The organism is Bacteroides ndongoniae, from assembly GCF_900108345.1.
Lineage (GTDB): Bacteria > Bacteroidota > Bacteroidia > Bacteroidales > Bacteroidaceae > Bacteroides > Bacteroides ndongoniae.
This window is the reverse complement of sequence record NZ_FNVV01000014.1, coordinates 27,142-53,337: the sequence shown is the minus strand read 5'-3', so window position 1 is coordinate 53,337 and position 26,196 is coordinate 27,142. Positions and strand designations below refer to the sequence as shown.

Sequence of the window (26,196 nt, the reverse complement as noted above, 5' to 3'; positions counted from 1 at the left end):
GAATGAAAATGGATAAAGATACTAAAATCTATGTAGCCGGTCACAGAGGACTGGTAGGATCGGCCATTTGGAACAACCTACAGGAAAGAGGATACCACAACCTGGTAGGACGCACACATAAGGAGCTGAATCTGCTGGATGGAGTAGCCGTCAAGAAATTCTTCGATGAAGAGCAACCCGAGGCTGTAGTGCTGGCAGCCGCTCATGTGGGAGGCATTATGGCCAATCTGCAATACAGAGCAGACTTTATCTATGAAAATCTGCAAATTCAGCAAAACGTCATAGGCGAAAGTTTCCGCCACGGAGTCAAGAAGCTGCTCTTTTTGGGAAGTACCTGTATCTACCCCAGAGAGGCACCGCAACCCATGAAAGAAGAATGCTTGCTGACATCGCCGTTGGAATACACCAACGAACCTTACGCCATAGCCAAAATTGCCGGACTGAAAATGTGTGAAAGCTTCAATCTGCAATATGGTACCAACTACATTGCCGTGATGCCCACCAACCTGTATGGTCCGAACGATAACTTCCATCTGGAAAACAGCCATGTTCTGCCAGCTATGATGAGAAAAGTGTATCTGGCCAAATGCCTGAACGAAGGAAACTGGGAAGCTGTAAGAAAAGACATTAACCTGCGCCCGGTAGAGGGAGTAGACGGCAGCCGGACAGAAGAAGAAATCAGACAGATTCTGGCCAAATACGGCATCACAGCCGAAGCTGTCACCCTGTGGGGAACCGGAAAACCCATGCGCGAATTCCTGTGGAGCGAAGAAATGGCCGACGCCAGTGTGCACGTACTGCTGAACGTGGACTTCAAGGACACTTACCGTGAAGGTGAAAAAGAGATTCGTAACTGCCACATCAACGTTGGAACTGGAAAAGAACTGAGTATCCGCGAAGTGGCCGAAAAGATTGTTGCCGAAATCGGATTCAAGGGTGAACTGAAGTGGGATGCCAGCAAGCCGGACGGCACAATGAGAAAGCTGACCGACGTAAGCAAGCTGCACGGACTGGGATGGCACCACAAGGTAGAAATAGACGAAGGAATACACCGTCTGTACGAATGGTACAAACAAGGAATCTGCATCAACCATCAGACTGTGTAACCCCCTAAGATACGTATACCGTACAAATGACACACCGATGAGACTGCCACAGCATCATCGGTGTGTTTTTGTATTACCGCATTCCCTCTCTGTGTTCCTGGCAATAGATGTTCAGATGCAAAGTGTAACAGAATCGTAATACTTGTTTCATGCGTCCGTAATAAAAATGCCTCACTTTTGCCCGCGAAAAGAAATAAAGTATAACTTTGTAACAGGAAGAGGACGTACCGTTACAGACGGGAAAAGTGCTTCCCTGTTGCAACTTAAAACCAGGAAACAATGAACAATTACCGAATCTTAGTAGTAGACGATGAAGAAGATTTGTGCGAAATCCTGAAGTTCAACCTTGAGAACGAAGGATACGAAGTGGATACTGCAAACTCGGCCGAAGAAGCCCTGCGAATGGACATCAGCAGTTACAACCTGCTACTGCTTGACGTAATGATGGGAGAGATATCGGGATTCAAAATGGCAAGTATGCTCAAAAAGGATAAAAAGACAGCACAAGTGCCCATAATCTTCATCACAGCTAAAGACACGGAAAACGATACTGTAACAGGATTCAATCTTGGAGCGGATGACTACATATCGAAACCATTCTCACTGCGTGAAGTAGCAGCACGGGTTAAAGCCGTACTGAGACGTACAGGACAGGGGGAAAGCGAACGGATGCCCGAGCAATTGGTCTATAAAACGCTGGTTCTTGACATTGTGAAGAAAAAAGTTTCCATTGATGGACAGGAAGCTCCGCTGACCAAAAAAGAATTCGAAATTCTGCTGCTGTTGCTGCAAAACAAAGGACGTGTCTTCTCGCGCGAAGATATTTTGGGACGTATCTGGAGCGAGGAAGTCTATGTGCTCGACCGTACCATAGACGTTAACATCACCCGCCTGCGCAAAAAAATCGGTATTTACGGAAAATGCATTGTAACTCGCTTGGGATATGGATACTGCTTTGAAGCCGAATAAAGATGAACGGCATTTTCTGTCATTCAGCCGGAAGTTATTTCTTTCGGTTATCTCGCTGTTTCTTGCATTCGCAGCTTGCTTCATCGCTTATCAGTACCAACGTGAAAAAAGCTACAAAATAGAATTGCTCAACACACAATTGCAGGATTATAACGAGCGTTTGTCGTTCGAACTGCGTATTGTTCCCGACAGTCTGTGGACCAGCACCTTGGACAATTATATCAATAGAGTAAACAATAACCTGCGTGTCACTCTTATCAGTCTGAACGGGAAAGTGATATACGACAGTTACAAAGGTAAACAGGAACCAGGCAATCACCTTGGACGCCCGGAAATACAACAAGCACTTCGGCAAGGAAAAGGATACGACTTACGCCGTATGTCAGAAACTACCGGAATGCCCTACTTCTATTCGGCAACTCTACAAGACAATTATATCATACGTTCGGCACTGCCATACAACTTGAATCTGATTCATAACCTGGCTGCCGACCCTCATTACATCTGGTTTACCGTTATCGTAACCTTACTGCTGATATTCATCTTTTACAAGTTTACAGCAAAACTTGGAAAAGCCATCACCAATCTTCGCGAATTTGCCAAACGGGCCGACCGCAATGAACCGATTGAAATGGATATACAGGCTGCATTCCCCCATAATGAGTTGGGAGAAATCTCGCAACACATCATCCAGATATACCGACGCCTGCGAGAGACAAAGGAGGCTCTTTACATCGAAAGAGAAAAACTGATCACACACTTACAGACATCGCGAGAGGGACTAGGTGTATTTACCAAAGACAAAAAGGAAATACTCGTCAACAACCTCTTCACACAATACGGGAACCTTATTTCGGACCAGAATCTGCAAACTACCGAAGAGATATTCTCTATCTGTGAGTTTCAGAAAATAACCGACTTTATCAACAAGTCGCAGAAACGTCCGGCTAATGCAACGGAAGAAAAGCGCATGTCGCTCAACATCAACAAAAACGGACGTATCTTTATCATCGAATGCATCATCTTCCAAGACCGTAGCTTCGAAATCTCGATTAACGACATAACCCAGGAAGAAGAGCAAATCAGACTAAAGAGGCAACTGACCCAAAATATAGCTCACGAACTGAAAACCCCGGTAAGCAGTATACAGGGCTATTTGGAAACCATCGTCAGCAACGACAGCATCCCACGCGAAAAGATACAGACTTTCCTGGAGCGCTGCTATGCCCAAAGCAACCGCCTGAGCCGACTGCTACGCGACATCTCCGTGCTGACACGTATGGACGAAGCAGCCAACATGATCGATATGGAAAAGGTAGACATCAGCCTGCTGGTTGGAAACATCGTCAACGAAGTAGCTTTGGAACTGGAAGAAAAGCATATTACAGTAGTCAACTCGCTGCAACCCAAAATACAGCTGAAAGGCAACTATTCACTACTCTACTCCATTTTCCGGAATCTGATGGACAACGCCATCGCCTACGCTGGTACCAACATATATATACACATCGGCTGTTTCCGCGAAGACGAGAACTTCTATTATTTCAGCTTTGCAGATACAGGGGTAGGCGTAGCTCCTGAACACCTGAACCGCCTGTTCGAACGCTTCTACCGGGTAGACAAAGGCCGTTCGCGCAAGCTGGGCGGAACCGGCCTCGGACTGGCCATTGTGAAAAACGCCGTTCTGATACACGGAGGAACCATCTCGGCCAAAAACAGGCAAGGAGGAGGACTGGAGTTTGTATTCACACTGGCCAAGGAAAAATAAAATATTACCTTCGTAACATGTATTAATTTGCCGGAGATTTCCCTTGTAAATCCCCGGCTTTTTCTTATCTTTGCGCTGCATTGGTTTGCAATCCTCTTTCGGGAAAGCAATTAAAAGGGAATCAGGTGAGAATCCTGAACAGTCCCGCTGCTGTAAGTTTCGTGAAGTGTGACAGGCACATACCTCTTAAGCCACTGGATACGTCCGGGAAGGCGTCTGCCACAGAAACAAGTCAGAAGACCTGCCATGCAACACACTTTATCATTGCTTTCGAGGAAAAAGCGTTGAGTTTGATGAACCGGACAACTATTTCCTGTCCAAATCATTTCAACTGATTCAAAGAAAGTAAAAAGGTAAATAAACTCTGCCAAGTTTATTGAGAATGTCCGGTCGAAGTGATTTCGCCCGGACATTTGTTCTTTTACAAAGGGAAACAAACTTCTTGCTTTATAGAAGAAAAATCACTATCTTCGACTCCTGAGCAATAAGTCATAGACTTATTCCGTTAACCAAATGTCAAACCCTCAAAAAAAGAAAAACTAATCAACTATGGAATTACCCTTTGCCGAATCCTGGAAAATAAAGATGGTAGAACCCATCCGCAAAAGCACCCGACAAGAACGTGAACAATGGCTGAAAGAAGCCCATTACAATGTATTCCAACTGAAATCTGAACAAGTCTACATTGACCTGATCACCGACTCGGGTACAGGCGCCATGAGCGACCGCCAATGGGCCGGAATGATGCTGGGCGATGAAAGTTACGCAGGTGCTTCATCGTTCTTTAAACTTAAAGATACCATTACCAGACTGACCGGATTCGAATACATCATCCCCACCCATCAGGGACGAGCCGCCGAAAACGTACTCTTCTCCTATCTGGTGCATGAAGGAGACATCGTGCCTGGCAACTCACACTTTGATACGACCAAAGGACACATTGAAGGACGCAAAGCTTTCGCACTGGACTGTACTGTCGACGAGGCTAAGCAAACACAGCTTGAGGTTCCTTTCAAGGGAAACGTCGATCCTGCCAAACTGGAGAAAGCCTTGCAGGAACACGCCGACCGGATTCCTTTCATCATCGTCACCATCACCAACAATACGGCAGGAGGACAACCCGTATCCATGCAGAACCTGCGTGAAGTACGTGCCATAGCTGACAAATACGGCAAACCCGTTCTGTTCGACTCGGCCCGTTTTGCCGAAAACGCCTATTTCATCAAGACACGCGAAAAGGGCTACCAAGACAAGACCATCAAACAAATTACCCGTGAGATGTTCAGCCTGGCCGACGGCATGACCATGAGTGCGAAAAAAGATGGCATTGTCAACATGGGTGGTTTCATCGCAACCAACCGGAAAGATTGGTACGAAGGCGCCAAAGGCTTCTGCGTACAGTTCGAAGGTTATCTGACTTATGGAGGCATGAACGGACGCGACATGAACGCACTGGCCATCGGCCTGGACGAAAATACCGAATTCGACAATCTGGAAACCCGCATCCGACAAGTACAATATCTGGCCTGCAAACTGGATGAATACGGTATCCCCTACCAACGTCCGGCTGGCGGACATGCCATCTTCATCGATGCTCCCAAGGTGCTGACTCACGTTCCTAAAGAAGAATTTCCGGCTCAGACACTCACAGTAGAGTTATATCTGGAGGCTGGCATACGGGGATGCGAGATAGGTTATCTGCTGGCCGACCGTGATCCTGTGACGCGCGAAAACCGATTCACCGGCCTGGATCTCCTGCGCCTTGCCATACCGCGCAGAGTGTATACAGACAACCACATGAACGTAGTGGCAGCTGCACTGAAGAATGTATACGACCGACGCGAAAGCGTGACACGAGGCGTACGCATCGCCTGGGAAGCACCCCTGATGCGACATTTCACCGTGCAACTGGAAAGACTGTAAACAACTTATTGTTTGAAGTAAGTAGACGTATCAGCCAGGGTCAACTGGCTTAGAAGAATAAGACAAGCACTTGGAGCTGGACGGACTCAGTATACCGTCCACGTCAATACAAAATCAGGATGGAGCAGATAACGGATGAGAAACGTTCGTTGCTGCTCCGTCTTATATTCACAAGCACGAAACTCTCCCCTTTCTTGCGGAACAAACGGCAGTATCTGCAAATGATCACACAAATCGACTTCGGAACGGTCTATGCATTTAAACATTACCTCCTTAGCCGACCAGTGAAGCAACAAGCTCCACGTGTCATCGCCCTGATAAGGAACCGGCTGTTCGTCGGCACGCATAAACTTCGACGAAATCCGATGCACGCGAGTAGCATATTGCTCAATATCGATACCTGCAGGTGTCGATGCCAGCAACAAAGCCACATAACCACGTGTATGCGAAATACTGATGTGAAAGCTGCCGTCAGCCAGATAGGGCTTGCCGGAAGGTAAATAAGCAATCTCTTTGTCGGCTCCCAACAGAGTACGCAGCAGAAGCCGGACCGACAGCCATTCATGCCTACGCTGCACTGCATGGAAACGTTCGGACGCCTGACGGCAAAGATCCGTACCGGCCAACTGACGGCACAATTCCTCATACGATTCATCCATCCGCCATACTCCCAGCAGAAATCCGTCCTCCTTATGCTGCATAAAAAGACTCAAGACACCACCCTCCGTTTATGCATTACCTTCGGCCTCGGCCGTAAGGGGATTGACTGTGAACTTGACTTTCAGAATGCGTCGGTTATCCATTTCGAGTACCTCAAATTCATAACGCTCATAGCTAACCTTCTCATGCAAAGCCGGGAACTCGCCTTTCAGCTCCAGCAACAGCCCGGCTACCGTATCGGCATCGCCGGCTACCTCGTCGAAAGCAGTATCGTCAATATGAGTTACCTTATAGAAATCGGTCAGCTGTGTTTTGGCTTCGAATACCCATGTATGGTCATTCAATATCGTGTACGTACGTTCTTCGTCATCGTACTCGTCACGTATTTCACCTACAATTTCCTCAATGATGTCTTCCATTGTCACAATGCCCGACGTACCTCCAAACTCGTCTACAACGATGGCAATGTGTATTTTATTAGCCTGGAAGTCACGCAGCAGATCATCAATCATCTTTGTCTCAGGCACAAAATAAGCCGGACGGATCAGCGACTGCCAACGGAAATTGTCACCTTTGTTCAGATGCGGAAGCAAATCCTTGATATAGAGTACGCCCTTGATGTTATCACGCGTTTCGGCATATACAGGAATACGCGAGTATACATTCTCGACAATACACTTCAGCACATCTTTAAATGGGGTACGTATTTCAAGGTCGACCACATCCAAACGGGAAGTCATGACTTCTTTCACCGTCTCGCCACCGAAACGGATGATACCTTCAAGTATATTGCTTTCTTCTTTCAACTCAGCCTTGTCCGTCAATTCCAATGCATGCGAAAGTTCGTCGACAGAAATGTTGTGGTTCTTACGGGTAACATGCTTGTTCAGAAACGCCGTGGAATGTACCAGAACAGAAGCCAGCGGATAGAAGAACGAACGGAACATCGTAATGCCCGGAGCTGCAAAACGGCAGAATGCCAAGGTCTTCTGAGCAGAATAAATCTTAGGCATAATCTCGCCAAACAGCAACAGCAAGAAAGTAAGTATGACTGTCAGCACCAGAAACTCGGCAACAGGCGAGTGAAATTCGAAGACAGTCATAAAGAAGAAGTTGCAAAGCATGATGATGGTCACATTCACAAAGTTGTTTGTAATCAAAATCGTAGCCAGCAACCGCTCGGTATCATCCAGCAATCGGCTGATTTTTTCATCGGAAGGATGCTTCTTCTCGGCAATGGCACTCAAGTCTGCCGGAGAAAGCGAAAAGAAAGCTATTTCGGATGCAGATGCAAATCCGGAAACAAGCAGGAGCAGTCCTGCCAAAACAATGGCTATAATAGCCGAAACAGAAGGTGTATGTACGGAAATTCCGTTAAATACGTCTGCCAACTGGCATAAAAAAGCGTCTGGGTCCAAAGAATCGGGTTTTAGTTAAACAATTAGAACGGCAAATCATCCGCCTGGTTATTCTGAACAGAAGCTGCCGGAGATGAAGCTGGTTGCTGGGGCTGTTGTGGAGTTGGAGCCGCTGAGGTGTTTCGAGGCGAAAGCATCTCCATGTTGTCCACAAAAATCTCGGTCACATAGCGCTTGATGCCTGCCTGGTCATCATACGAACGGCTGCGGATTTTTCCTTCCACATAAAGCTTGTCGCCTTTATGTACATACTGGTCCACAATCTCGGCCAGACGGTTACGGAATACCAGATTATGCCACTCCGTACGGTCGGGTATCTGCGTACCATTCTGCAAGGTATATCCTTTCTCGGAAGTAGCAAAAGATACTTGCGCCACACATGCGCCACCGTCGTAGTATGTCACCTTCGGATCCTGTCCGACATTGCCCAACAATATTACCTTATTTACCGACATAGACTTCTATTTTATCAATTCGCCGCCAAAAGTAACAAGAATAATTACACAATGCAAGAATCGGCACCTACTTTTCACTCGTATTTTTCCAGGAACGCATGTATCAGCCTGGGCACTGCATATTGTCCAAGCTCTTCCCGGGACACCCGCCGATAAGCTGAAAACGAACGCGTTTCTTCCGGCAACACCACTTCATAGAAACTGGCATAGATCACACGGTGGGACAATACATGCTTCACCCCACGACGCAAACAACGCAACTGCGGCTTATCCTCCGCGGCAAACAACTCACGGAATTGGGGCAACTGCACAAACTCAGCTTCCGGCATATCTCGTTCGGTCTCGATCAGCGGCAGTTCGAACAAATTCTTCCAGATGTCATTCCCGGTACGTTTATTTATATACGTGTACGCGCCTGCACGTACATATATATAATTGAAAAAACGATCGGTAGTCTTCGTCTTATGCTGTTTCACCGGCAATTGGTCCACCCTTCCCTGTGCCAGTGCTGCGCACGTATCGCACAAAGGACAATACATGCACAAAGGCGATTGCGGCGTACATTGTATGGCTCCGAAATCCATGATGGCCTGATTGTACTCCGCCGGTCGGGAGACAGGAAGCATCTCCTGTGCCAAAGCCGCAAACAGTTTCTTTCCTTCGGTCGAATCAATCGGAACTTCAATGCCCCAATAACGCGACAAGACACGATAGACATTTCCGTCAACCACGGCATAAGGCATGCCATAAGCTATCGAACAGATGGCGGCAGCCGTATAATCCCCTACTCCCTTCAGAGCACGCACTCCCTCGTACGTACTGGGGAATACTCCGTTCATGCTACGTGCCGCCTCGTGCAGATTGCGTGCACGCGAGTAATAGCCCAGCCCTTGCCAGTACTTCATGACTTCATCTTCGGAGGCCTCGGCCAAAGCGTGTACGTTGGGAAAGCGCTGCACAAAGCGCAAAAAATAATCGTACCCCTGCGCCACCCTGGTCTGTTGCAAAATAATTTCCGAAACCCAGATCAGATAAGGGTCCTTTGTATTCCTCCATGGCAGTTCGCGAGCATTATCCGCGTACCACCCAAGCAATGTTTCGCTAAAAATATTCATGCCGCAAAAATAGTACATTTCCCGCCCGATAAAGCCTAATGCAGCGACTTTTTCAAAAAATAGTCCGAAATATATTTTTCAGAGACGCGGAAAAGCTATATATTTGCAGTCCAAAAAATTAAGAAACAGTAATAACCATATTTGTAGAAAAAATGACTAAAGCTGACATTGTAAACGAAATTGCAAAAAACACCGGAGTTGATAAGACCACCGTACTTACAACCGTTGAAGCATTCATGGAAGCAGTAAAGGCATCCTTGTCAAGAGAGGAAAATGTTTACCTCCGCGGGTTTGGTAGTTTTGTTGTAAAGAAGAGAGCACAGAAAACTGCCCGTAATATCTCTAAGAATACAACGATTATCATTCCGGAACACAATATTCCGGCGTTTAAGCCTGCAAAGACATTCACTCTTTCAGTGAAAAAATAATAAACAATAGTATTAACCCATAAAATTTTAGAAGCTATGCCAAGCGGAAAGAAGAAAAAAAGACATAAAATGTCTACGCACAAGCGTAAAAAAAGACTAAGAAAGAACAGACATAAAAGCAAAAAGTAAATCTTAGTCTGAAAGACAAGACAAAAGAACAAACTTGTGAAACAAAAGGTCTCGCGGGTTTGTTCTTTGTTTAAGTAATGAATTGTGCCAGCAACAAGCCGGCAAGAAAAAACGGAGCATATATACATCTCCCGACTTGTTTCCTGCCAGCTTGTCCACAATGAAACCCTGTATTATCAAACAAAAACAAAAGTAACGACTGTGACCAGCGAACTCGTTGTAGACGTACAGCCCAAAGAAGTCTCCATCGCCCTGCTCGAAGACAAGCAACTGGTGGAACTTCAGAGCGAAGGAAGAAACATTTCTTTCTCCGTGGGCAATATGTATTTGGGGCGTGTCAGGAAACTGATGCCCGGCCTGAATGCCTGCTTCGTGGACGTGGGTTACGAGAAAGACGCTTTTCTTCACTATCTGGACTTAGGTCCGCAATTCAACTCGTTAGAGAAATACGTAAAGCAAACTTTAAGCGACAAGAAGAAAATCAACCCTATCACCAAGGCAACCATACTCCCCGACCTTGAAAAAGACGGCACCATAGCCAATACCCTCAAGGTAGGACAGGAAGTTGTGGTTCAGATTGTCAAGGAGCCTATTTCGACCAAGGGCCCCCGACTGACGTCCGAACTGTCTTTTGCCGGAAGATACCTCGTACTGATACCTTTCAACGATAAGGTTTCCGTATCGCAAAAAATTAAATCGAGCGAAGAACGGGCCCGCCTTAAGCAACTGCTGATGAGCATCAAGCCGAAAAACTTCGGCGTTATCGTCCGCACCGTAGCCGAAGGCAAACGGGTAGCCGAACTCGACGGAGAACTTAAAGTATTGCTGAAACACTGGGAAGACGCCGTAGTAAAAATACAGAAAGCCACCAAATTCCCCACTCTGATTTACGAAGAAACCAGCCGCGCCGTAGGACTGTTGCGCGACTTGTTCAATCCATCGTTCGAGAACATCTATGTGAACAACGAAGCCGTGTTCCACGAAATCAAGGATTACGTAACTCTCATTGCCCCTGAACGGGCAGGAATCGTGAAACTGTATAAAGGCCCTCTCCCCATCTACGACAATTTTGGCATCACCAAGCAGATTAAATCCTCTTTTGGTAAAACCGTTTCATACAAAAGTGGTGCCTACCTGATTATTGAGCATACTGAGGCGCTTCACGTAGTAGATGTGAACAGCGGTAACCGCACCAAGAATGCCAACGGGCAGGAGGCCAACGCACTGGAAGTGAATCTGGGAGCTGCCGACGAACTGGCACGCCAACTGAGACTTCGCGATATGGGAGGCATCATCGTCGTGGACTTTATCGACATGAACGAAGCCGAGAACCGGCAGAAACTCTACGAGCGCATGTGCCAGAACATGCAAAAAGACAGGGCACGCCACAACATCCTGCCCCTGAGCAAATTCGGGCTGATGCAAATCACACGCCAGCGGGTACGCCCCGCCATGGACGTGAATACGACAGAAACCTGCCCCACATGCTTCGGGAAAGGCACCATCAAGTCGTCCATCCTCTTTACCGATGCCCTGGAAAGTAAAATAGACTATCTGGTAAACAAGCTGAAGATAAAGAAATTCTCGTTACACATCCACCCGTACATCGCTGCCTACGTCAACCAAGGGCTGATGTCCCTGAAACGGAAATGGCAGATGAAATACGGATTTGGCATTAAAATCATTCCCAACCAGAAACTTGCGTTTCTGCAATATATCTTCTACGACCCGCAAGGCGAAGAGATAGATATGAAAGAGGAAGTAGAAATTAAGTAAATCGAAGCGGCTATGCCCTCCCAAAGGCATAGCCGCTTTTCTATGTTTGCCAGCGTCGCTGCCCATCGCTATTTTCCAATCACGTATTATCTACCTGCGATATTCACTCCCCTCTTCGCCCACATTGCTTATCCGCTCCGTTCCCTCCTGTGGAAACGGCCGTAACCATTAAAGGGAACGGGAATTCCCTCAACAGGAAACGCGCGTTCCCCAATAAGGAAACAGCAGTTTCCTCTTATAGAAACAGGAGGAAACTGCCGTTATCTGATTTACAAAGACTTAACCTGAATATAAAATCGACCGTTATCGGGCGAAACGGATAAGCATCTACGCCCAACGGTGCTCGAAGACATAATCGTCGAAATACTCGTCAAGCTCTACACCCAGCGAACGGGCAATGTGTACAATCTGCTGTTGCTCCGACGGAGACAGCAGACGCTCTCCGCGGCGAGTCAGGTAATAGTTTTTCCGTCCCAGGCAACTGATGGCACGGTTGCGGAAAGTTCCTGCCACGCCCAATGTCAACGCCTTCACCGTACGCATAAAGCCACGGGCATAGCGCACGGGCTCGTCGGGCAAAAAGTACTTGCACGCCGCTTCGCCCTCGACCGTCCGGCAAGGGTTCAGCATCCGGAAGGACTCCAACCGCGACGGCAGGTGACAATAGGCCAAATGGCGCAAACACGCCGCCGACTTGGCACAGTGCGAAGCGCCGCAATGCAGAAAGCCATGAGGCACTTTGGTATAGTCGAAAGAATCGTCGCTCATAATCTTTCTTTTTTTATAAGGCCATGCGATAGATTTCTTCCGTATCGGCCGAAGTCAGCTTCACATAACTACCTACAGTGAGGCCTTTGTTGCGGTGCAGATTGGCCACCAGCGTATCAATGTCGGGCTGTTCGATGCCCAGCTCCTTGAAGCTGACGGGCAGTCCGATGTAGCGGAAGAAGAACTTCAGCTGCGACACGCCGCTCAACGCCATCTCCAGCAAATCGTCCGACTGGGGCACACCAAATACGCGGTGGGCAAACTGAGCCACCTTCTTCGGGTTGCGTTCGGCCACAAAAGCCATCCAGGCAGGTACGATCACTGCCAGACCGGCACCGTGAGTGACATCGTAAAGGGCACTGACTTCGTGCTCCAGGAAGTGCGAAGCCCAGTCTTCCTCGCGTCCCACTCCGCACGTACCGTTGTGGGCGATGGTGCCACACCACATGATGTTGGCGCGCGCATCGTAATCGTTCGGATTGGCTTTCAGCCGATAAGCTTCCTTGATAATGGCCACCAGGGTGCCTTCGCACAAGCGGTCGCTCACCTCAACACCTTCGGTATTGGTGAAGTAACGCTCCATGATGTGCACCATCATGTCGGCAATGCCACTGGCTGTCTGATAAGCAGGCAGCGTATAGGTCAGCTCGGGATTCATAACGGCAAACACCGGACGAAGCACTTCGGGGGCACGTATGCCCAACTTCTGCAGGGTAACCGAATGGGTGATGACCGCATTGCCCGAGCCTTCGCTTCCGGCAGCAGGAATGGTGAGAACCACGCCCACCTTCAAAGCCTTGGTGATGCTGGCCTTGCCGATGTAGAAATCCCAAAAGTCGCCCTCGTAAAGCGCACCTACTGCAATGGACTTGGCCGTATCAATCACCGAACCGCCGCCTACGGCAAGCAGCATGTCCACTCCCTGTTCGCGACAAAGACGAATGCCTTCGTACACTTTGGGCTCGGTAGGATTGGGCTGTACGCCTCCCAGTTCGCAATAGGCTACACCAGCTGCCTGCAACGACTCTTCAACACGGGCAAGCAAACCGCTACGCTGCACCGAGCCGCCGCCATAGACTATCATCACACGGGTGCCACCGTACTTGCGCACCAGACTACCTGTCTGCGCTTCCGTATCCTTGCCAAACACAAATTCGGTAGGACTATAAAAAACAAAATTGTTCATAGCTGAAATAATATGGTATTAGTTTTAGTAAAAGAAAGCATGCAACTTACTTGTAGAATACAAAATAAACGGCCAGCACCAGGCAGATGAATGCCACAAAGTGATTCCAGTGTAAAGCCTCGCCCTTGAACAGCACCGTGGTAAAGACCGTGAACACGATGAGCGTAATGGCTTCCTGAATGACCTTGAGCTGCATCAGCGAAAAAGGTCCGCCATTGCCTACAAAGCCGATACGGTTAGCCGGCACCTGACACGAGTATTCGGCCAGTGCAATGCCCCACGAAAACAGAATCACCGCATAGAGCGGCCAGTTGGAGATGATTTTCGTCTCCTGCAACTTCAGGTGCCCGTACCAGGCAAAGGTCATGAAGATGTTAGACACGACCAGAAGTAGAATAGTGTAAAATCCTTTCATGTTGTTTTCCTTATTTTATTTCGATTTTTCTTTGATTTCTGCATTGGGTATGGGAAAGCCTCATCAAGGCATCGGCTGCTCCTTGCGAGGCAGAAGCTCGTCCTGAACATTGGACATACTCCCCCAAAGACTGTAGCGTGCTTCGGGGTTCATTGCTTCCAACTGCTTCAGCACGTCTTTCATCGAGCTACGGTGGGAGTCATGCTCGTAGGGACAATTCTTCACCTGCTTTCTGAAGCCGCGCGCAGAGGCCAGTTCTTCCAGGTCGGACTCGTGAACCAGACACATCGGACGGATGATGGTCATATCGAACTTCTTCATCACCAACCGGGGCGGCATCGTACCGAACGCCCCTTGAAAGGTGATATTCATCAGCAGCGTTTCCAGAATGTCATCCATGTGATGCCCCAGGGCAATCTTGTTGCATCCCTGCTCCTTGGCCACGGTGAAAAGCGCCTTACGCCTGTTCCACGAACAAAGAAAACAGGGCGACTTGCGGGTATCGGTCGAAGCGTCAAACTCTGTTTCATATATCACCAGAGGCACGCCCCACGACTCGGCATAGCGGCGCAGGTAGTCGGTATCGCTTTCGTAAGCAATGTTTTTCATCACCACGTGAGCAGCCACAACCGAAAACCTTGGCTTGTAGATGCGTGCACGGCGCGCCAGCAGCTCGACCAGCGCCAACGAATCTTTCCCGCCCGAGAGACCGATGAGAATCTTGTCTCCCTCTTCAATCAGCCCGTACTCCACCACTCCTTTGGCAAACCGTTTCTCGATGCGACGGAGCATTTTTTCTTCTTCTGTATACTTTGCCATAACCTGTGAAAATCGGGCACAAAAATAACGCAAAAGAATGATTTAAAGAAGAATTAACATAATAGAATCAGCGAAAAGGGCTTTATTCGCGATTAATTTGTATTTTTGAACTTTTGATAGCATAAAGAATACAATAAAAATATGAAAAAGAAATATATCCTGTTGCTTTTCTCCTGCCTGCTGGGCACCGGTGCCTACTCGCAGACACTGGCCAAAGCCAAAGAATTGTACGAGAAAGGCGAATACGAACAGGCCAAACCGGCATTCCAACGCCTTATCAAGTCGAACCCCTCGAACGGTAACTACAATCTGTGGTACGGCGTGTGCTGCCTGAAGACCGGCGAGGCTGAAAAGGCTGTGAAGCCTCTGGAGATGGCTGTGAAGCGGCGCACCCCCAGCGGGCAGCTCTATCTGGGGCAAGCCTACCACCAGGTGTACCGTTTCGAAGAGGCTGTCGAAGTATACGAAGAATACATTGCCGAACTGAAAAAGCGCAAACGCTCGACCGATCAGGCCGAAAGCCTGCTTCAACAAAGCAAAATCGGATTGCGACAGTTGAGGGGTGTAGAAGAAGTGTGCATCGTCGACAGTTTCGTCGTAGACAAGAAAGACTTTCTGAAAACCTACAAAATAGGTTCGGAAGCCGGCAAGCTGTTCATGTACAACGAATACTTCAAAGACCGGGAGCCCAGCGAAACAACGGTTTACGAAACCGAGCTCGGCACCAAAATCTACTATTCCGAATACCAGCCGGCCGACAGTACCCTGAATATTCTGGCCAGTAACAAACGTCAGGACGGATGGAGCAAAGGTACTCCCCTGCCCGGCTCTATCAACGGAGAGGTAAATGCCAACTATCCCTACGTCATGTCCGACGGAGTTACCATTTACTATGCAGCCGACGGCCCTGAGTCGATAGGCGGATACGACATCTTCGTCACCCGTTACAACACTCAGAACGGAACCTATCTGAATCCGCAAAACGTCGGTATGCCTTTCAACTCGCCCTATAACGACTACATGTACGTTGTCGACGAATACAACAATCTGGGATGGTTTGCTTCTGACCGCCACCAGCCCGAAGGCAAGGTATGCGTCTATGTCTTCATCCCCAACACCTCCAAACAGGTGTACAGCTACGAAAACATGGAACACGAAAAGCTCCTCGCCCTGGCACGCCTGAGCTCTATCAAACAGACCTGGGTAGACAACGACCTCGTCACCGAAGCCCTGCAACGGCTCAAAGATGTTTCTACCGAGAAGAAGGAAGTAAAACAGAAACACGATTTCGAATTCGTCATCGACGACCAGACCGTGTACTATAAGATGGCCGACTTCCGTTCGCCACAGGCTAAGAAAACATTCCAGAAATACCGTCAGCTGGAGAACAGCTATGCCCAGCAGAGCAATAAACTGGACGATCTGCGTAAACGCTACGCGTCGGCTCCACAAACTGAAAGAGGAAAAATGGCTCCGGGCATGCTCGATCTGGAAAAGCGTATCGAACAGTTTGCCGATGAAATAGACCAGACAGCCATCTTGGTACGCCAGCAGGAAAAAGGAATCAAATAACAAAAACTATATTACGAAAAACACTATGGACATACTTATCATTGCCGTACTTATTGTCGCCGCGATTATCCTTTTTCTGGTGGAACTGTTTGTCGTACCCGGCATCAGTATCGCAGGCATTCTGGCAGGAGGCTGCATCGTCTTTGCCAACTACTACGCCTTTGCCCACATGGGAACGATGGCCGGCTTCATCACCCTGGTTATTTCGGCACTGGGATGTATAGGGTCGCTGATACTGTTCATGCGGTCGAAAACCCTCGACAAGCTGGCCTTGAAGGAAGACATCTCGTCGAAAATCGACCGTACGGCCGAAGCGAAAGTCAAGGTAGGCGATACGGGCATTTGCACCACCCGTCTGGCCCTGATCGGATATGCCGAAATAGGAGGCGACATCGTCGAAGTAAAGTCGGCCGACGGTCTGCTGGACGAGAAGACTCCCATCGTAGTGACCCGCATCACCGACGGCGTCATACTGGTGGAAAAACAAAAATGAAATTACAAAAGATTCAAAAACTTAAAAACTCAATAACTTAAAACCTAAAGCAATGGACACAAGCTCTCTGTATCTGACTGCTTTCCTCGTGGTAGGAGGCATCATCTTTCTGGTACTTTTCTTCCATTACGTACCCTTCTTCCTCTGGCTTTCGGCCAAGGTGTCAGGAGTGAACATTTCGTTAGTGCAACTCTTCCTGATGCGCATCCGTAACGTACCGCCTTATGTCATCGTGCCCGGACTGATCGAGGCCCACAAAGCCGGACTGAACAACATTACCCGCGACGGACTCGAAGCCCACTACCTGGCAGGCGGACACGTAGAAAAAGTAGTTCACGCACTGGTATCGGCAGCCAAAGCCAACATCGACCTGCCCTTCCAGATGGCTACTGCCATCGACCTGGCCGGACGTGACGTATTCGAAGCTGTACAGATGTCCGTAAATCCCAAGGTGATCGACACTCCGCCTGTCACCGCCGTAGCCAAGGACGGTATCCAGCTCATCGCCAAGGCACGCGTCACCGTTCGTGCCAACATCCGCCAGCTGGTAGGTGGTGCCGGCGAAGACACCGTACTGGCCCGTGTAGGCGAAGGTATCGTATCGTCCATCGGTTCGAGCGAAAGCCACAAGTCGGTGCTCGAAAACCCCGACTCCATCTCTAAACTCGTACTCCGCAAAGGACTGGATGCAGGCACCGCTTTCGAGATTCTCTCCATCGACATCGCCGATATCGACATAGGTAAGAACATCGGTGCCGCCCTTCAGATGGATCAGGCCAACGCCGACAAGAACATCGCCCAAGCCAAGGCCGAAGAGCGCCGTGCCATGGCCGTAGCCAGCGAACAGGAAATGAAAGCCAAGGCTCAGGAAGCCCGCGCCAAAGTGATAGAAGCTGAAGCCGAAGTGCCTAAAGCCATGGCCGAAGCTTTCCGCAACGGCAATCTGGGTATCATGGATTACTACCGCATGAAAAATATTCAGGCTGATACCGACATGCGCGAAACCATCGCCCGTCCCACTGCTGGCGGAAGCAGTCAGCCAATGAATAAATAAGGCGAAATGACAAGTCATAAGTTGTAAGTTCATCCCCCTTTCTTCACCAACAAATTACTAGAATCTGAACTTATAGCTTATGGCTCGTCATTCAAGACTCAAAAACTCATAATCTAAAAACTAACAGCTCGGAGCTTATAACTCGCAGCTAAAAAAACACCTACGCTTATGAAAAAGTATTTTCCTTCTTCCGAACTGATTATCAACGAAGACGGTTCCGTTTTCCACTTGCATGTAAAGCCTGAATGGCTGGCAGACAAAGTAATCCTTGTAGGCGACCCTGGCCGTGTAGCCCTCGTTGCTTCGCATTTTGAAAATAAAGAGTGCGAAGTTGAGAGCCGTGAATTCCGTACTATTACCGGCAGCTATCAGGGCAAGCGTATCACTGTAGTGTCTACCGGTATCGGATGCGACAATGTAGACATCGTAATGAACGAACTTGACGCACTGGCTAATATCAATTTCCAAACGCGCGAGGAGAACGACCACTTCCGCCAGCTTGAAATCGTACGTATCGGCACATGCGGCGGTCTGCAACCCTATACTCCCGTAGGTACTTTCATCTGTTCTGCAATCTCTGTCGGCTTCGATGGCCTACTCAATTTCTATGCCGGACGTAATGCTGTATGCGACCTGCCCATGGAACGCGCCTTGCTGAACCACCTGGGATGGAGCGGCAACCTTTGCGCACCTGCTCCATACGTTATCCATGCTGACGAGGAACTGGTAGAACGCATTGCCCGTCAGGACATGGTACGCGGGGTAACGGTGGCATGCGGCGGATTTTTCGGTCCGCAAGGACGCCAACTCCGTATTCCTTTGGCCGACCCGCATCAGAACGAGAAAATTGAATGTTTCGAATATCAGGGACACCGCATCACCAACTTCGAAATGGAAAGTTCGGCCCTGGCTGGACTGAGCCGTCTGATGGGGCACAAGGCTACTACCGTATGTATGGTTATAGCCAACCGACTGATCAAGGAAGCCAATACGGGCTACAAAAATCAGATAGACGACCTGATTAAAACAGTATTAGACCGCATCTAACAGTTTCCTTAAAAACAGATCAAATGGAAGCAAGTTTCAAGACGAATGAAAATATGAGTAAAGAGGAACGCTATCAGGCGTTCCTCACCCAATATGCGCCGCTGATTGAAGGCGAGACCAATGCTGTAAGCATACTGGCCAACACATCAGCAGCCTTAAAAGAAGCTTTCGGTTTCTTTTGGGTAGGATTTTATATGGTAAATGACAACGAACTGCATTTAGGTCCCTTTCAGGGAAGCGTAGCCTGCTACCGCATCAGGAAAGGACGCGGGGTATGCGGCACCGCATGGGCCGAAGCAAAGACTCAGGTCGTGGCTGATGTCGACCTTTTCCCCGGACACATCGCATGCAGTTCGCTCTCACGATCTGAAATTGTAGTGCCCATCATCGCCAACGGCGAAGTAAAAGGTGTGCTTGATATCGACAGCGACCAGCTGAACACTTTTGACGAAACCGACCGAAAATATCTGGAGCAAACAGTACTCATTCTTACCCAAGTCCTCTATCCGCAATCATAATTCTCCAAACTACATTTCGCGATGTAATCCGAATGACGTATCTTTGCAAGCCATAAAAAGAACAGATTTTTCAGAGAGATAAACAACGTGAACATACAACTATCCAACGATACCATCTGTGCCATAGCCACTGCCCAAGGCGGTGCTATCGGCATCATCCGTGTGTCCGGGCCACAAGCCATCAGCATCACCAATAAGATCTTCACACCTGCCACAGGGAAGTCCCTGAGCGAACGTCCTGCTTATACATTGGCTTTCGGCCAAATCCGCACGAATACAGGCGAAATTATAGACGAAGTACTAATCAGCCTATTCCGTGCTCCCCATTCGTATACAGGAGAAGATTCCGTAGAGATTTCATGTCACGGTTCGTCATATATTCTTCAGCAGGTAATGCAACTCCTCCTTAAAAACGGATGCCGTGCTGCAGGCCCAGGAGAATACACCCAACGGGCTTTCCTGAACGGCAAAATGGATCTGAGTCAGGCAGAAGCTGTAGCCGACCTTATCGCTTCGACCTCGGCTGCCACCCACCGCATGGCTATGAACCAGATGCGGGGAGGATTCAGCCACGAACTCTCCCTGTTACGTGATAAGCTTCTGCACCTCACCTCTCTTATGGAACTGGAACTGGACTTCAGCGACCACGAAGAGTTGGAGTTTGCCGACCGTTCGGAACTGCAAGCCATCGCCTCCCAAATAGAAACGGTTATCAGCCGCCTGGCCGACTCGTTCAGTGTAGGCAATGCGTTGAAAAATGGTATCCCTGTAGCTATTGTAGGCGAAACCAATGCCGGCAAGTCTACCTTGCTGAATGCCTTGCTAAACGAAGAACGTGCCATCGTTAGTGACATCCACGGTACCACGCGCGATGTTATCGAAGATACCCTGAACCTGGGCGGCATCACTTTCCGCTTTATCGACACGGCCGGTATACGCGACACCCACGACACCATTGAGAGTTTAGGTATCGAACGCACTTTCCAGAAGCTGGAGCAGGCCGATATCGTCCTGTGGGTGATCGATGCTACCTGTGCCCACGAACAATACCAGCAACTAGCCGAAAAGATACTGCCCCGATGCGAAGATAAACACCTTGTGTTAGTGATAAACAAAGCCGATCTCGCACCTCAGGCTTCCTCCATCACCTTCGACAGATTGCCCCAAGATACCCACATCCTTACCCTTGCTGCTAAACAGAAAGAGGGCCTTGACGCCCTCCAGCAGTTACTCATCGGTTTTGCCGCCCTACCCGACCTCTCGCAAACCGACGTCGTTGTAAGCAACATCCGACACTACGAAGCCCTGACCCATGCCCTCGCAGCCATCCACCGCGTACAAGACGGCCTCTCCATCGGCCTCTCCGGTGACTTCGTCAGTCAGGATCTCCGCGAATGCCTATACCACCTTGGCGAAATTGTGGGAGGAACTATTGAGACGGATGAGGTGCTGGGGAATATATTTAGGAATTTCTGCATCGGCAAATAAATACTTGATTATCAAATAGTTAAATTGATTATAGTCGATTAATATGGCGCTCTTTACGGGCGCCTTTTTTGTTGCTCAAGTATCGTTGATAATCGTTGCTAAGCCTTTTTACGCCATTTTTTGTACCTCCTGTGTACCTCACCACGAAAATCCGAGGATTATCGTTGGCAAGGTCGTGGAGAAATGAGACGCTGTGAGACACAGTGATACGCAGAGATACAGTTTTGGCGAAATAAAAAGATAAATGAAATGGCTAGTAACATCAACATTCAGAAAAAATGTGAGTGGTGTGGCAAATTATTTATTGCCCACAAAATCTCGACACGATGCTGTTCGCGTCGTTGTGCTAACCTTGCCTACAAAGAAAAAACAAGGCAAAAGCGTGTTAGCGAATTCCAAACAATGGTCAATCAGCAAATCGAAAAAGAAGATTGCATTGACAAAGATTTCTTTACCCCAAGCGAAGCTGCAAAGTATATCGGTATCAGCAGGGCTACCTTTTATAGGTATCTAGAAACTAACCTGATAAAATCGGTCCAGTTAAAGAGAAAAACTATTATCAGGAAACGAGACATCGAGGCTCTGTTTGATAATGCTTCTCCTTACAAAAAACATCTACCAAAATCCAAGCAGAGCATCATCGACTTCTACACTACAGCTGAAGTTAAGGAAAAGTATGGCGTAAAGGATTCTTGGATATTTCATATCGCTAAGGAACATAATATTCCACGAACCTTTCACTGTGGTAAAACCTATTGGAGCAAAAAGCATATTGATGACTACTTTGCAAAGAAAGCTCCCGATCCTGAAATCAAGGAATGGTACAGCACGCAAGATATGCAGGAGAAGTTTGGCATGACATTAACGGCCATCTATTCTTTTGTATCAAAGAATGCCATTCCCAAAAAGAAAGTCGGCATCATGGTGTACTACTCCAAGAAACATGTGGACATTGCCAAAGGCCTCATAGCTCCCGAAGAACCTAAATACTACACCATTGCCGAAGCGATGGAGCGATTCAATCTGACACGAGACCAACTCTACCATTATGTGAAATACCATAATATTCCCCGTATTAAGGTCGGTAAATATACCAAGATCCTGCGGGCAGAGCTGGACAAGTTCTTTGAGCCTCCAAAGATAGAATGAGGCAAAAGTTATTTTCCGGTGATAAATACCACCATCATAACACCTATTTTATTTGCAACAAAAACAAATATTAATCAAAAAACAATATAGCTATGACACTTACATGCACCAACGTAACACTGAGACAAAAACCATTGCGTAACGACCGCATATCTCTTTATCTGGATTATTACCCGGCCATCCGCAATCCTTACACGATGAAGATGAGCCGCCGGGAATTCCTCGGCATCTACATTTATGCCAAGCCCAAGAACGAGCAGCAAAGAATGTTCAATCAGGATATGCTGAACAAGGCAGAGGCAATCCGCTGTATCCGTCTCCAGTCGCTTATCAATGAAGAATTCGGGTTCCTGGATAAGAACAAACAAAAGGTAGATTTCCTCGCCTATTTCCGGACTAAAGCACGAGAAAAGTACGAGAAATGGGATTGCGTTTACAACCACTTCGAGAAATTTGTCGGTGGCAAATGCACCTTTGGTGATGTCACCGTGGAACTGTGTGAGAAGTTCAGGGATTACCTGCTCAAATGCAAACAGATCAATCATCCCAATGCTTACATCTCACGAAATTCGGCAGCCGGCTATTATTCAACTTTCCGAGCCTTGTTGAAAATAGCCTATAAAGAGAAGATGCTGCGTGAGAACTTGAACGACTTTCTGGAAAAGATTGAATGGAAAGAGGTCAAGAAAGAGTATCTGACACTTGATGAAGTCAAAAAACTGGCGGCTACGCCATGCAAGATTCCAGTCTTAAAACAAGCCTCCCTGTTTGCCTGCATGACAGGCCTACGTATCAGTGATATTCTAAAGCTGGACTGGCGTGATTTTGAAGTCGGCCCGGATCAAGGTTACTATATCCGTATCTGCACCGAAAAGACAGAAACCGAGGCTACACTCCCCATCAGTCAGGAGGCTCTGGAACTGTGTGGCGAATGGGGCACCGGAAAAGTCTTCAAAGGTTTAACCCGATCCATGACTCATCATCCTCTGAAACAATGGATTGCCGAAGCCGGAATCAGAAAACACATAACTTTCCACTGCTTTAGGCACTCGTATGCGGTCATCCAAATCTCTTTAGGTACAGACATTTACACAGTATCGAAGATGCTGACGCATAAGAATGTCACCACTACTCAAATCTATGCTGATTTGGTTAACTCCAAGAAGCGAGAGACGGCGAATAAGATTTCACTGAAATAGTATAAAGCTCTGTAACGTAAGACGAGTCCGACATGTGGTTAAAACCTAGTCGGACTCTTCTTTTTTATTCTATCGTGGCACAGATGACATAGAAATAAGTACCATATCGAGGACAAATGCTGCCACTTTCTTAGATTTATAACATGGTATCTATGAAATGACATATATTTGCGCACAAACAATTAGCAAATATCACTATGAATCAGAAAAGTATAGAACATATAGCACTCTATTCCCTTGTATTGGTAGGTACTCTTGTTGTTGGCGTTTTAGCTCGTCAGTTTGTTTTATCCAAAGGTGTTGACGATTTCAGTAGTAATGTTGCATTTTTTGCAACAGTAATTGTTTTGATGGCGATCTATGCCAGTTTACAGACAACTTTCAATCAGTTTCTGTTGCCACGCATAGAAGCCTTTCTTTTGCGTTTCTCTGCTTTTCAAACGATGGAAAATCACAATGATACCGTTTCTGAACCGGAAGCCCTTACAATTGAAGATTCAAATCAGGCTATTCCCAATATCATAGACCCTGCTCCTGCCGCTGAAGAAACAATCTCCGAACTTTCAGAATATGAAGTTATGCGAACCAATGCTATCGCAGAAAATAATCGTGTTATTCAAACCAAATTAGAAAAGGTGCTCAATTATACTAAGCAAACAATGGTTGCCTATATGAGTGAAGAAGACCTCAACCGTCTATGCACATACGTTGCAGAATATAGCTCAGGCGATACCTTACAAAAGATATCGCCCGTAAAGGTTGACTCACAGCTTAAAAGCATTGATATTATGCACTTTGGTTGGAATATTGGTAAGGCTTTTGGGATAAAGCGCATTCATACAGCCACATTTATCAAAAATGTCTTTGCCCATACCCTTCGCGACTTGGAAATCTCAACTATTGAGCGTAAAATGTCACATACCGAATCAGAGTGCCGTATTAAATTAGATGATAAGATTGGATAAACTCTATTTATAACTCTCTATTATTGTTTTACACCGTTTATCGAAAGTTTATCTTTATATAGTAATCTACTCCTTGATTTTGATATAAACATTCGGTAATTTACCATACTTACCTATAATATCTTCTTTATAATAAAGATTCTCGGGTAAATAGATAACAATATTTTGTTTATCAGCTAGTTTCAATAACATATCAATCACAACAAATGAACAACTTATTGCAGGATTCACTTGCCCACAAATGTCAACTATTATTTTTTTACAATCCATTGGGACTTTACATAACTCATTTAAAACAAAGCCTTTAGCCTGCACTCGGCCAAAAATTTCATTTGCATTAAAATTTATGGTATAATTAGAACCCCCTTTAGGGAAATCTAAGTTGTTAGGCAAAACTATCTCTAAAATATTCTTTGTATTATATCTATAATTGATTTCAAATAACTCAGCAGCATACTTCATTGTGGCCTTACCTCCATTTCCATTATTCTTTAACAATGTGGAATAATCAAATGGAGCACCATCTTCAGTGAAAATAACACAATCGTTTTCTACTTTAATTCCGAAGGTACCTGCACGTCCATGTTCAAATGCATTAATAGCTATTTCATAAGCAAGATCCTTCAAAATATTAATGGCCAAGTGGTTTAGACTATTAAAAAGTCCTGGACGTGAAAAAAAAGCATGAAGTTTATCAACCGTTGCGAACACTGGAATTTGAATTTCATGTAGCAGGGATGCTTCTTTTATATCTGGATAAAAACGTTCCATTATTGTCGGACGACATTGTACCTCATCTTCTATATCATCCCACGCCCAAGTATCTACAGAGAAAGAATATATGTTTTGTTCTGTAATGTTACGGCAATGCTGTTGAACGACTACATCTCTAGGGGATGTTGTAGCCATAATAAATGATTTAAGGCTTGGTTTGAAATTAACTGCTTTTTTACATTCATTATCAATTTCATCAGTAGTCAATTTGCTTTGATAATTCCCATTTTTACCTTTGCATTGAACACCTGAATAATAACGATCGAACATATTTATTCCCCATATATCTACACCATTTTGAGCTTGTCCGTTACGACCATTATGATGAGCATATGGATCTCTCCACATTTCTTTCCAAAGCTGAAAACATAAATCTTGGAAGTCAGACCAATTAGCAGGATATGGTAAATTTAATTTCATAAATAGACACTTGTTTCTTATAATATACAAAGTTAATCAAATATTAAGCTTCTAAGTAAAATTGAGAGGATTAAAATATTGACCATACTATTAAAGCTACACCAACACTCCCCATCAAAAGTTATCTCACAGTTATATTCCGGTGATGTTTTCCACCATCAAAACACCAATTTCCTTTGCCAGCGAACAATTAAAAACGAGTACGTATGGCAAACGAACAAATCACTTTTGATAAGCTGCCGCAGGCGGTAGGTTATCTCACAGAACAGATGGAACAAATCCGGCAAATGGTGGAGGCACTGCAATCACAGACTTCTTCCGACAAGCATCGTCTTATTGAAATTGACGAAGCCTGTAAAATCACACGAAAGGCGAAGCCTACTATCTACACGCTTGCGCGTAAAGGACTAATTCCAGCCTATAAAAAAGGAAAGAAACTCTACTTCTATGAAGATGAGTTGCTGCAATGGATTGAGTCCGGGCGCAAGCAGATGCAGGCAATGTCGCTCCAGGAACAGGCAGCGGAGATAGTACATGGAGCGAAACGCAAACCAAAGGGAGGCTATAACTTTTGATCTGCAC

At 46.8% G+C, this 26,196-nt stretch carries 25 protein-coding genes and 1 riboswitch; of the genes, 16 read left to right on the top strand and 9 right to left on the bottom strand.

Features of this window, described 5'->3' with window-relative positions; genetic code table 11:
- Positions 1-8: 8 nt before the first annotated feature.
- From BQ5591_RS11225 to BQ5591_RS11210, 4 genes are all read left to right on the top strand, one after another.
- Positions 9-1,106 carry a GDP-L-fucose synthase family protein gene (locus BQ5591_RS11225; RefSeq protein WP_022162517.1) on the top strand — a complete coding sequence of 366 codons (1,098 nt, stop codon included), beginning with the start codon at positions 9-11 and terminating at the stop codon, positions 1,104-1,106.
- Positions 1,107-1,385: 279 nt separating this feature from the next.
- Positions 1,386-2,075: a response regulator transcription factor gene (locus BQ5591_RS11220; protein WP_022162516.1), complete on the top strand. Its 690-nt coding sequence runs from the start codon at positions 1,386-1,388 to the stop codon at positions 2,073-2,075.
- Positions 2,050-3,843 carry a sensor histidine kinase gene (locus tag BQ5591_RS11215; protein WP_071149463.1) on the top strand — a complete coding sequence of 598 codons (1,794 nt, stop codon included), beginning with the start codon at positions 2,050-2,052 and terminating at the stop codon, positions 3,841-3,843. Before BQ5591_RS11220 ends, BQ5591_RS11215 begins: the two co-directional genes overlap by 26 nt.
- A gap of 63 nt (positions 3,844-3,906) precedes the next feature.
- Positions 3,907-4,106: riboswitch (cobalamin riboswitch) on the top strand.
- Between the two features lie 286 nt (positions 4,107-4,392).
- Complete coding sequence (locus BQ5591_RS11210; protein WP_071149462.1) at positions 4,393-5,766, top strand: tryptophanase TnaA; 1,374 nt, start codon at positions 4,393-4,395, stop codon at positions 5,764-5,766.
- Between the two features lie 86 nt (positions 5,767-5,852).
- On the opposite strand, the gene BQ5591_RS11205 is transcribed toward BQ5591_RS11210, so the two are convergent.
- From BQ5591_RS11205 to mutY, 4 genes are all read right to left on the bottom strand, one after another.
- On the bottom strand, positions 5,853-6,479 hold the full coding sequence (locus BQ5591_RS11205) for a 4'-phosphopantetheinyl transferase family protein (protein WP_071149461.1): 627 nt from the start codon (positions 6,477-6,479) through the stop codon (positions 5,853-5,855).
- 15 nt (positions 6,480-6,494) lie between these two features.
- Positions 6,495-7,844 carry a gliding motility-associated protein GldE gene (locus tag BQ5591_RS11200; RefSeq protein WP_071149460.1) on the bottom strand — a complete coding sequence of 450 codons (1,350 nt, stop codon included), beginning with the start codon at positions 7,842-7,844 and terminating at the stop codon, positions 6,495-6,497.
- A gap of 23 nt (positions 7,845-7,867) precedes the next feature.
- Positions 7,868-8,299, bottom strand: coding sequence for a single-stranded DNA-binding protein (locus tag BQ5591_RS11195; protein WP_022162510.1), 432 nt, complete (start codon positions 8,297-8,299; stop codon positions 7,868-7,870).
- A gap of 74 nt (positions 8,300-8,373) precedes the next feature.
- Positions 8,374-9,414 (bottom strand): A/G-specific adenine glycosylase, encoded by a 1,041-nt coding sequence (gene mutY, locus BQ5591_RS11190; RefSeq protein ID WP_071150676.1) that lies wholly within the window; start codon positions 9,412-9,414, stop codon positions 8,374-8,376.
- A gap of 152 nt (positions 9,415-9,566) precedes the next feature.
- Here mutY and BQ5591_RS11185 point away from each other — a divergent pair, with 152 nt between their 5' ends.
- Complete coding sequence (locus BQ5591_RS11185; protein WP_022162508.1) at positions 9,567-9,842, top strand: HU family DNA-binding protein; 276 nt, start codon at positions 9,567-9,569, stop codon at positions 9,840-9,842.
- Positions 9,843-10,172: 330 nt separating this feature from the next.
- On the top strand, positions 10,173-11,747 hold the full coding sequence (locus BQ5591_RS11180; RefSeq protein WP_022162507.1) for an Rne/Rng family ribonuclease: 1,575 nt from the start codon (positions 10,173-10,175) through the stop codon (positions 11,745-11,747).
- 327 nt (positions 11,748-12,074) lie between these two features.
- Here the strand turns inward: BQ5591_RS11180 and BQ5591_RS11175 are convergent, their stop codons facing one another.
- The 4 genes from BQ5591_RS11175 to BQ5591_RS11160 all read right to left on the bottom strand — a co-directional run bounded on the left by BQ5591_RS11175 (position 12,075) and on the right by BQ5591_RS11160 (position 14,935).
- Positions 12,075-12,515 (bottom strand): DUF6078 family protein, encoded by a 441-nt coding sequence (locus BQ5591_RS11175; protein WP_071149459.1) that lies wholly within the window; start codon positions 12,513-12,515, stop codon positions 12,075-12,077.
- 13 nt (positions 12,516-12,528) lie between these two features.
- The gene (locus BQ5591_RS11170; protein ID WP_071149458.1) at positions 12,529-13,701 is read right to left on the bottom strand and encodes an iron-containing alcohol dehydrogenase; all 1,173 of its coding nucleotides are present in this window, start codon (positions 13,699-13,701) and stop codon (positions 12,529-12,531) included.
- 46 nt (positions 13,702-13,747) lie between these two features.
- Positions 13,748-14,116, bottom strand: a complete 369-nt coding sequence (locus BQ5591_RS11165; RefSeq protein ID WP_022162504.1) for a DMT family protein — start codon at positions 14,114-14,116, stop codon at positions 13,748-13,750.
- A 63-nt stretch (positions 14,117-14,179) separates the two neighbouring features.
- Positions 14,180-14,935, bottom strand: coding sequence for a PP-loop family protein (locus BQ5591_RS11160; RefSeq protein ID WP_071149457.1), 756 nt, complete (start codon positions 14,933-14,935; stop codon positions 14,180-14,182).
- 141 nt (positions 14,936-15,076) lie between these two features.
- Between BQ5591_RS11160 and BQ5591_RS11155 the strand changes: the two genes are divergently transcribed.
- From BQ5591_RS11155 to BQ5591_RS11115, 9 genes are all read left to right on the top strand, one after another.
- Entirely contained in the window at positions 15,077-16,507 is a 1,431-nt protein-coding gene (locus tag BQ5591_RS11155) for a tetratricopeptide repeat protein (protein WP_071149456.1), read from the top strand.
- Between the two features lie 25 nt (positions 16,508-16,532).
- Positions 16,533-17,000, top strand: a complete 468-nt coding sequence (locus BQ5591_RS11150; protein ID WP_022162501.1) for an NfeD family protein — start codon at positions 16,533-16,535, stop codon at positions 16,998-17,000.
- 52 nt (positions 17,001-17,052) lie between these two features.
- A complete protein-coding gene (floA, locus tag BQ5591_RS11145; RefSeq protein ID WP_022162500.1) occupies positions 17,053-18,054 on the top strand; it encodes a flotillin-like protein FloA in 1,002 nt (333 codons plus the stop codon).
- 168 nt (positions 18,055-18,222) lie between these two features.
- Entirely contained in the window at positions 18,223-19,101 is an 879-nt protein-coding gene (locus BQ5591_RS11140) for a nucleoside phosphorylase (RefSeq protein ID WP_022162499.1), read from the top strand.
- 23 nt (positions 19,102-19,124) lie between these two features.
- Positions 19,125-19,619, top strand: a complete 495-nt coding sequence (locus BQ5591_RS11135) for a GAF domain-containing protein (protein WP_071149455.1) — start codon at positions 19,125-19,127, stop codon at positions 19,617-19,619.
- A gap of 87 nt (positions 19,620-19,706) precedes the next feature.
- Positions 19,707-21,107, top strand: coding sequence for a tRNA uridine-5-carboxymethylaminomethyl(34) synthesis GTPase MnmE (mnmE, locus tag BQ5591_RS11130; RefSeq protein ID WP_083380952.1), 1,401 nt, complete (start codon positions 19,707-19,709; stop codon positions 21,105-21,107).
- A gap of 249 nt (positions 21,108-21,356) precedes the next feature.
- The gene (locus BQ5591_RS11125) at positions 21,357-22,256 is read left to right on the top strand and encodes a helix-turn-helix domain-containing protein (RefSeq protein WP_071149454.1); all 900 of its coding nucleotides are present in this window, start codon (positions 21,357-21,359) and stop codon (positions 22,254-22,256) included.
- 92 nt (positions 22,257-22,348) lie between these two features.
- Positions 22,349-23,455 (top strand): site-specific integrase, encoded by a 1,107-nt coding sequence (locus tag BQ5591_RS11120; RefSeq protein ID WP_071149453.1) that lies wholly within the window; start codon positions 22,349-22,351, stop codon positions 23,453-23,455.
- Between the two features lie 197 nt (positions 23,456-23,652).
- A complete protein-coding gene (locus BQ5591_RS11115; protein ID WP_071149452.1) occupies positions 23,653-24,420 on the top strand; it encodes a mobilization protein in 768 nt (255 codons plus the stop codon).
- A gap of 66 nt (positions 24,421-24,486) precedes the next feature.
- On the opposite strand, the gene BQ5591_RS11110 is transcribed toward BQ5591_RS11115, so the two are convergent.
- Positions 24,487-25,614: a hypothetical protein gene (locus tag BQ5591_RS11110; protein WP_071149451.1), complete on the bottom strand. Its 1,128-nt coding sequence runs from the start codon at positions 25,612-25,614 to the stop codon at positions 24,487-24,489.
- Positions 25,615-25,820: 206 nt separating this feature from the next.
- Here BQ5591_RS11110 and BQ5591_RS11105 point away from each other — a divergent pair, with 206 nt between their 5' ends.
- A complete protein-coding gene (locus BQ5591_RS11105) occupies positions 25,821-26,189 on the top strand; it encodes a helix-turn-helix domain-containing protein (RefSeq protein WP_071149450.1) in 369 nt (122 codons plus the stop codon).
- Positions 26,190-26,196: the final 7 nt, after the last annotated feature.

Coding starts and splice junctions, on each gene's coding strand:
- BQ5591_RS11225 (WP_022162517.1), top strand. CDS start 9: ATGGATAAAGATACTAAAATCTATGTAGCCGGTCACAGAGGACTGGTA.
- BQ5591_RS11220 (WP_022162516.1), top strand. CDS start 1,386: ATGAACAATTACCGAATCTTAGTAGTAGACGATGAAGAAGATTTGTGC.
- BQ5591_RS11215 (WP_071149463.1), top strand. CDS start 2,050: ATGGATACTGCTTTGAAGCCGAATAAAGATGAACGGCATTTTCTGTCA.
- BQ5591_RS11210 (WP_071149462.1), top strand. CDS start 4,393: ATGGAATTACCCTTTGCCGAATCCTGGAAAATAAAGATGGTAGAACCC.
- BQ5591_RS11195 (WP_022162510.1), bottom strand. CDS start 8,299: ATGTCGGTAAATAAGGTAATATTGTTGGGCAATGTCGGACAGGATCCG.
- mutY (WP_071150676.1), bottom strand. CDS start 9,414: ATGAATATTTTTAGCGAAACATTGCTTGGGTGGTACGCGGATAATGCT.
- BQ5591_RS11185 (WP_022162508.1), top strand. CDS start 9,567: ATGACTAAAGCTGACATTGTAAACGAAATTGCAAAAAACACCGGAGTT.
- BQ5591_RS11175 (WP_071149459.1), bottom strand. CDS start 12,515: ATGAGCGACGATTCTTTCGACTATACCAAAGTGCCTCATGGCTTTCTG.
- BQ5591_RS11170 (WP_071149458.1), bottom strand. CDS start 13,701: ATGAACAATTTTGTTTTTTATAGTCCTACCGAATTTGTGTTTGGCAAG.
- BQ5591_RS11165 (WP_022162504.1), bottom strand. CDS start 14,116: ATGAAAGGATTTTACACTATTCTACTTCTGGTCGTGTCTAACATCTTC.
- BQ5591_RS11160 (WP_071149457.1), bottom strand. CDS start 14,935: ATGGCAAAGTATACAGAAGAAGAAAAAATGCTCCGTCGCATCGAGAAA.
- BQ5591_RS11155 (WP_071149456.1), top strand. CDS start 15,077: ATGAAAAAGAAATATATCCTGTTGCTTTTCTCCTGCCTGCTGGGCACC.
- BQ5591_RS11150 (WP_022162501.1), top strand. CDS start 16,533: ATGGACATACTTATCATTGCCGTACTTATTGTCGCCGCGATTATCCTT.
- floA (WP_022162500.1), top strand. CDS start 17,053: ATGGACACAAGCTCTCTGTATCTGACTGCTTTCCTCGTGGTAGGAGGC.
- BQ5591_RS11140 (WP_022162499.1), top strand. CDS start 18,223: ATGAAAAAGTATTTTCCTTCTTCCGAACTGATTATCAACGAAGACGGT.
- BQ5591_RS11135 (WP_071149455.1), top strand. CDS start 19,125: ATGGAAGCAAGTTTCAAGACGAATGAAAATATGAGTAAAGAGGAACGC.
- BQ5591_RS11125 (WP_071149454.1), top strand. CDS start 21,357: ATGGCTAGTAACATCAACATTCAGAAAAAATGTGAGTGGTGTGGCAAA.
- BQ5591_RS11120 (WP_071149453.1), top strand. CDS start 22,349: ATGACACTTACATGCACCAACGTAACACTGAGACAAAAACCATTGCGT.
- BQ5591_RS11115 (WP_071149452.1), top strand. CDS start 23,653: ATGAATCAGAAAAGTATAGAACATATAGCACTCTATTCCCTTGTATTG.
- BQ5591_RS11110 (WP_071149451.1), bottom strand. CDS start 25,614: ATGAAATTAAATTTACCATATCCTGCTAATTGGTCTGACTTCCAAGAT.
- BQ5591_RS11105 (WP_071149450.1), top strand. CDS start 25,821: ATGGCAAACGAACAAATCACTTTTGATAAGCTGCCGCAGGCGGTAGGT.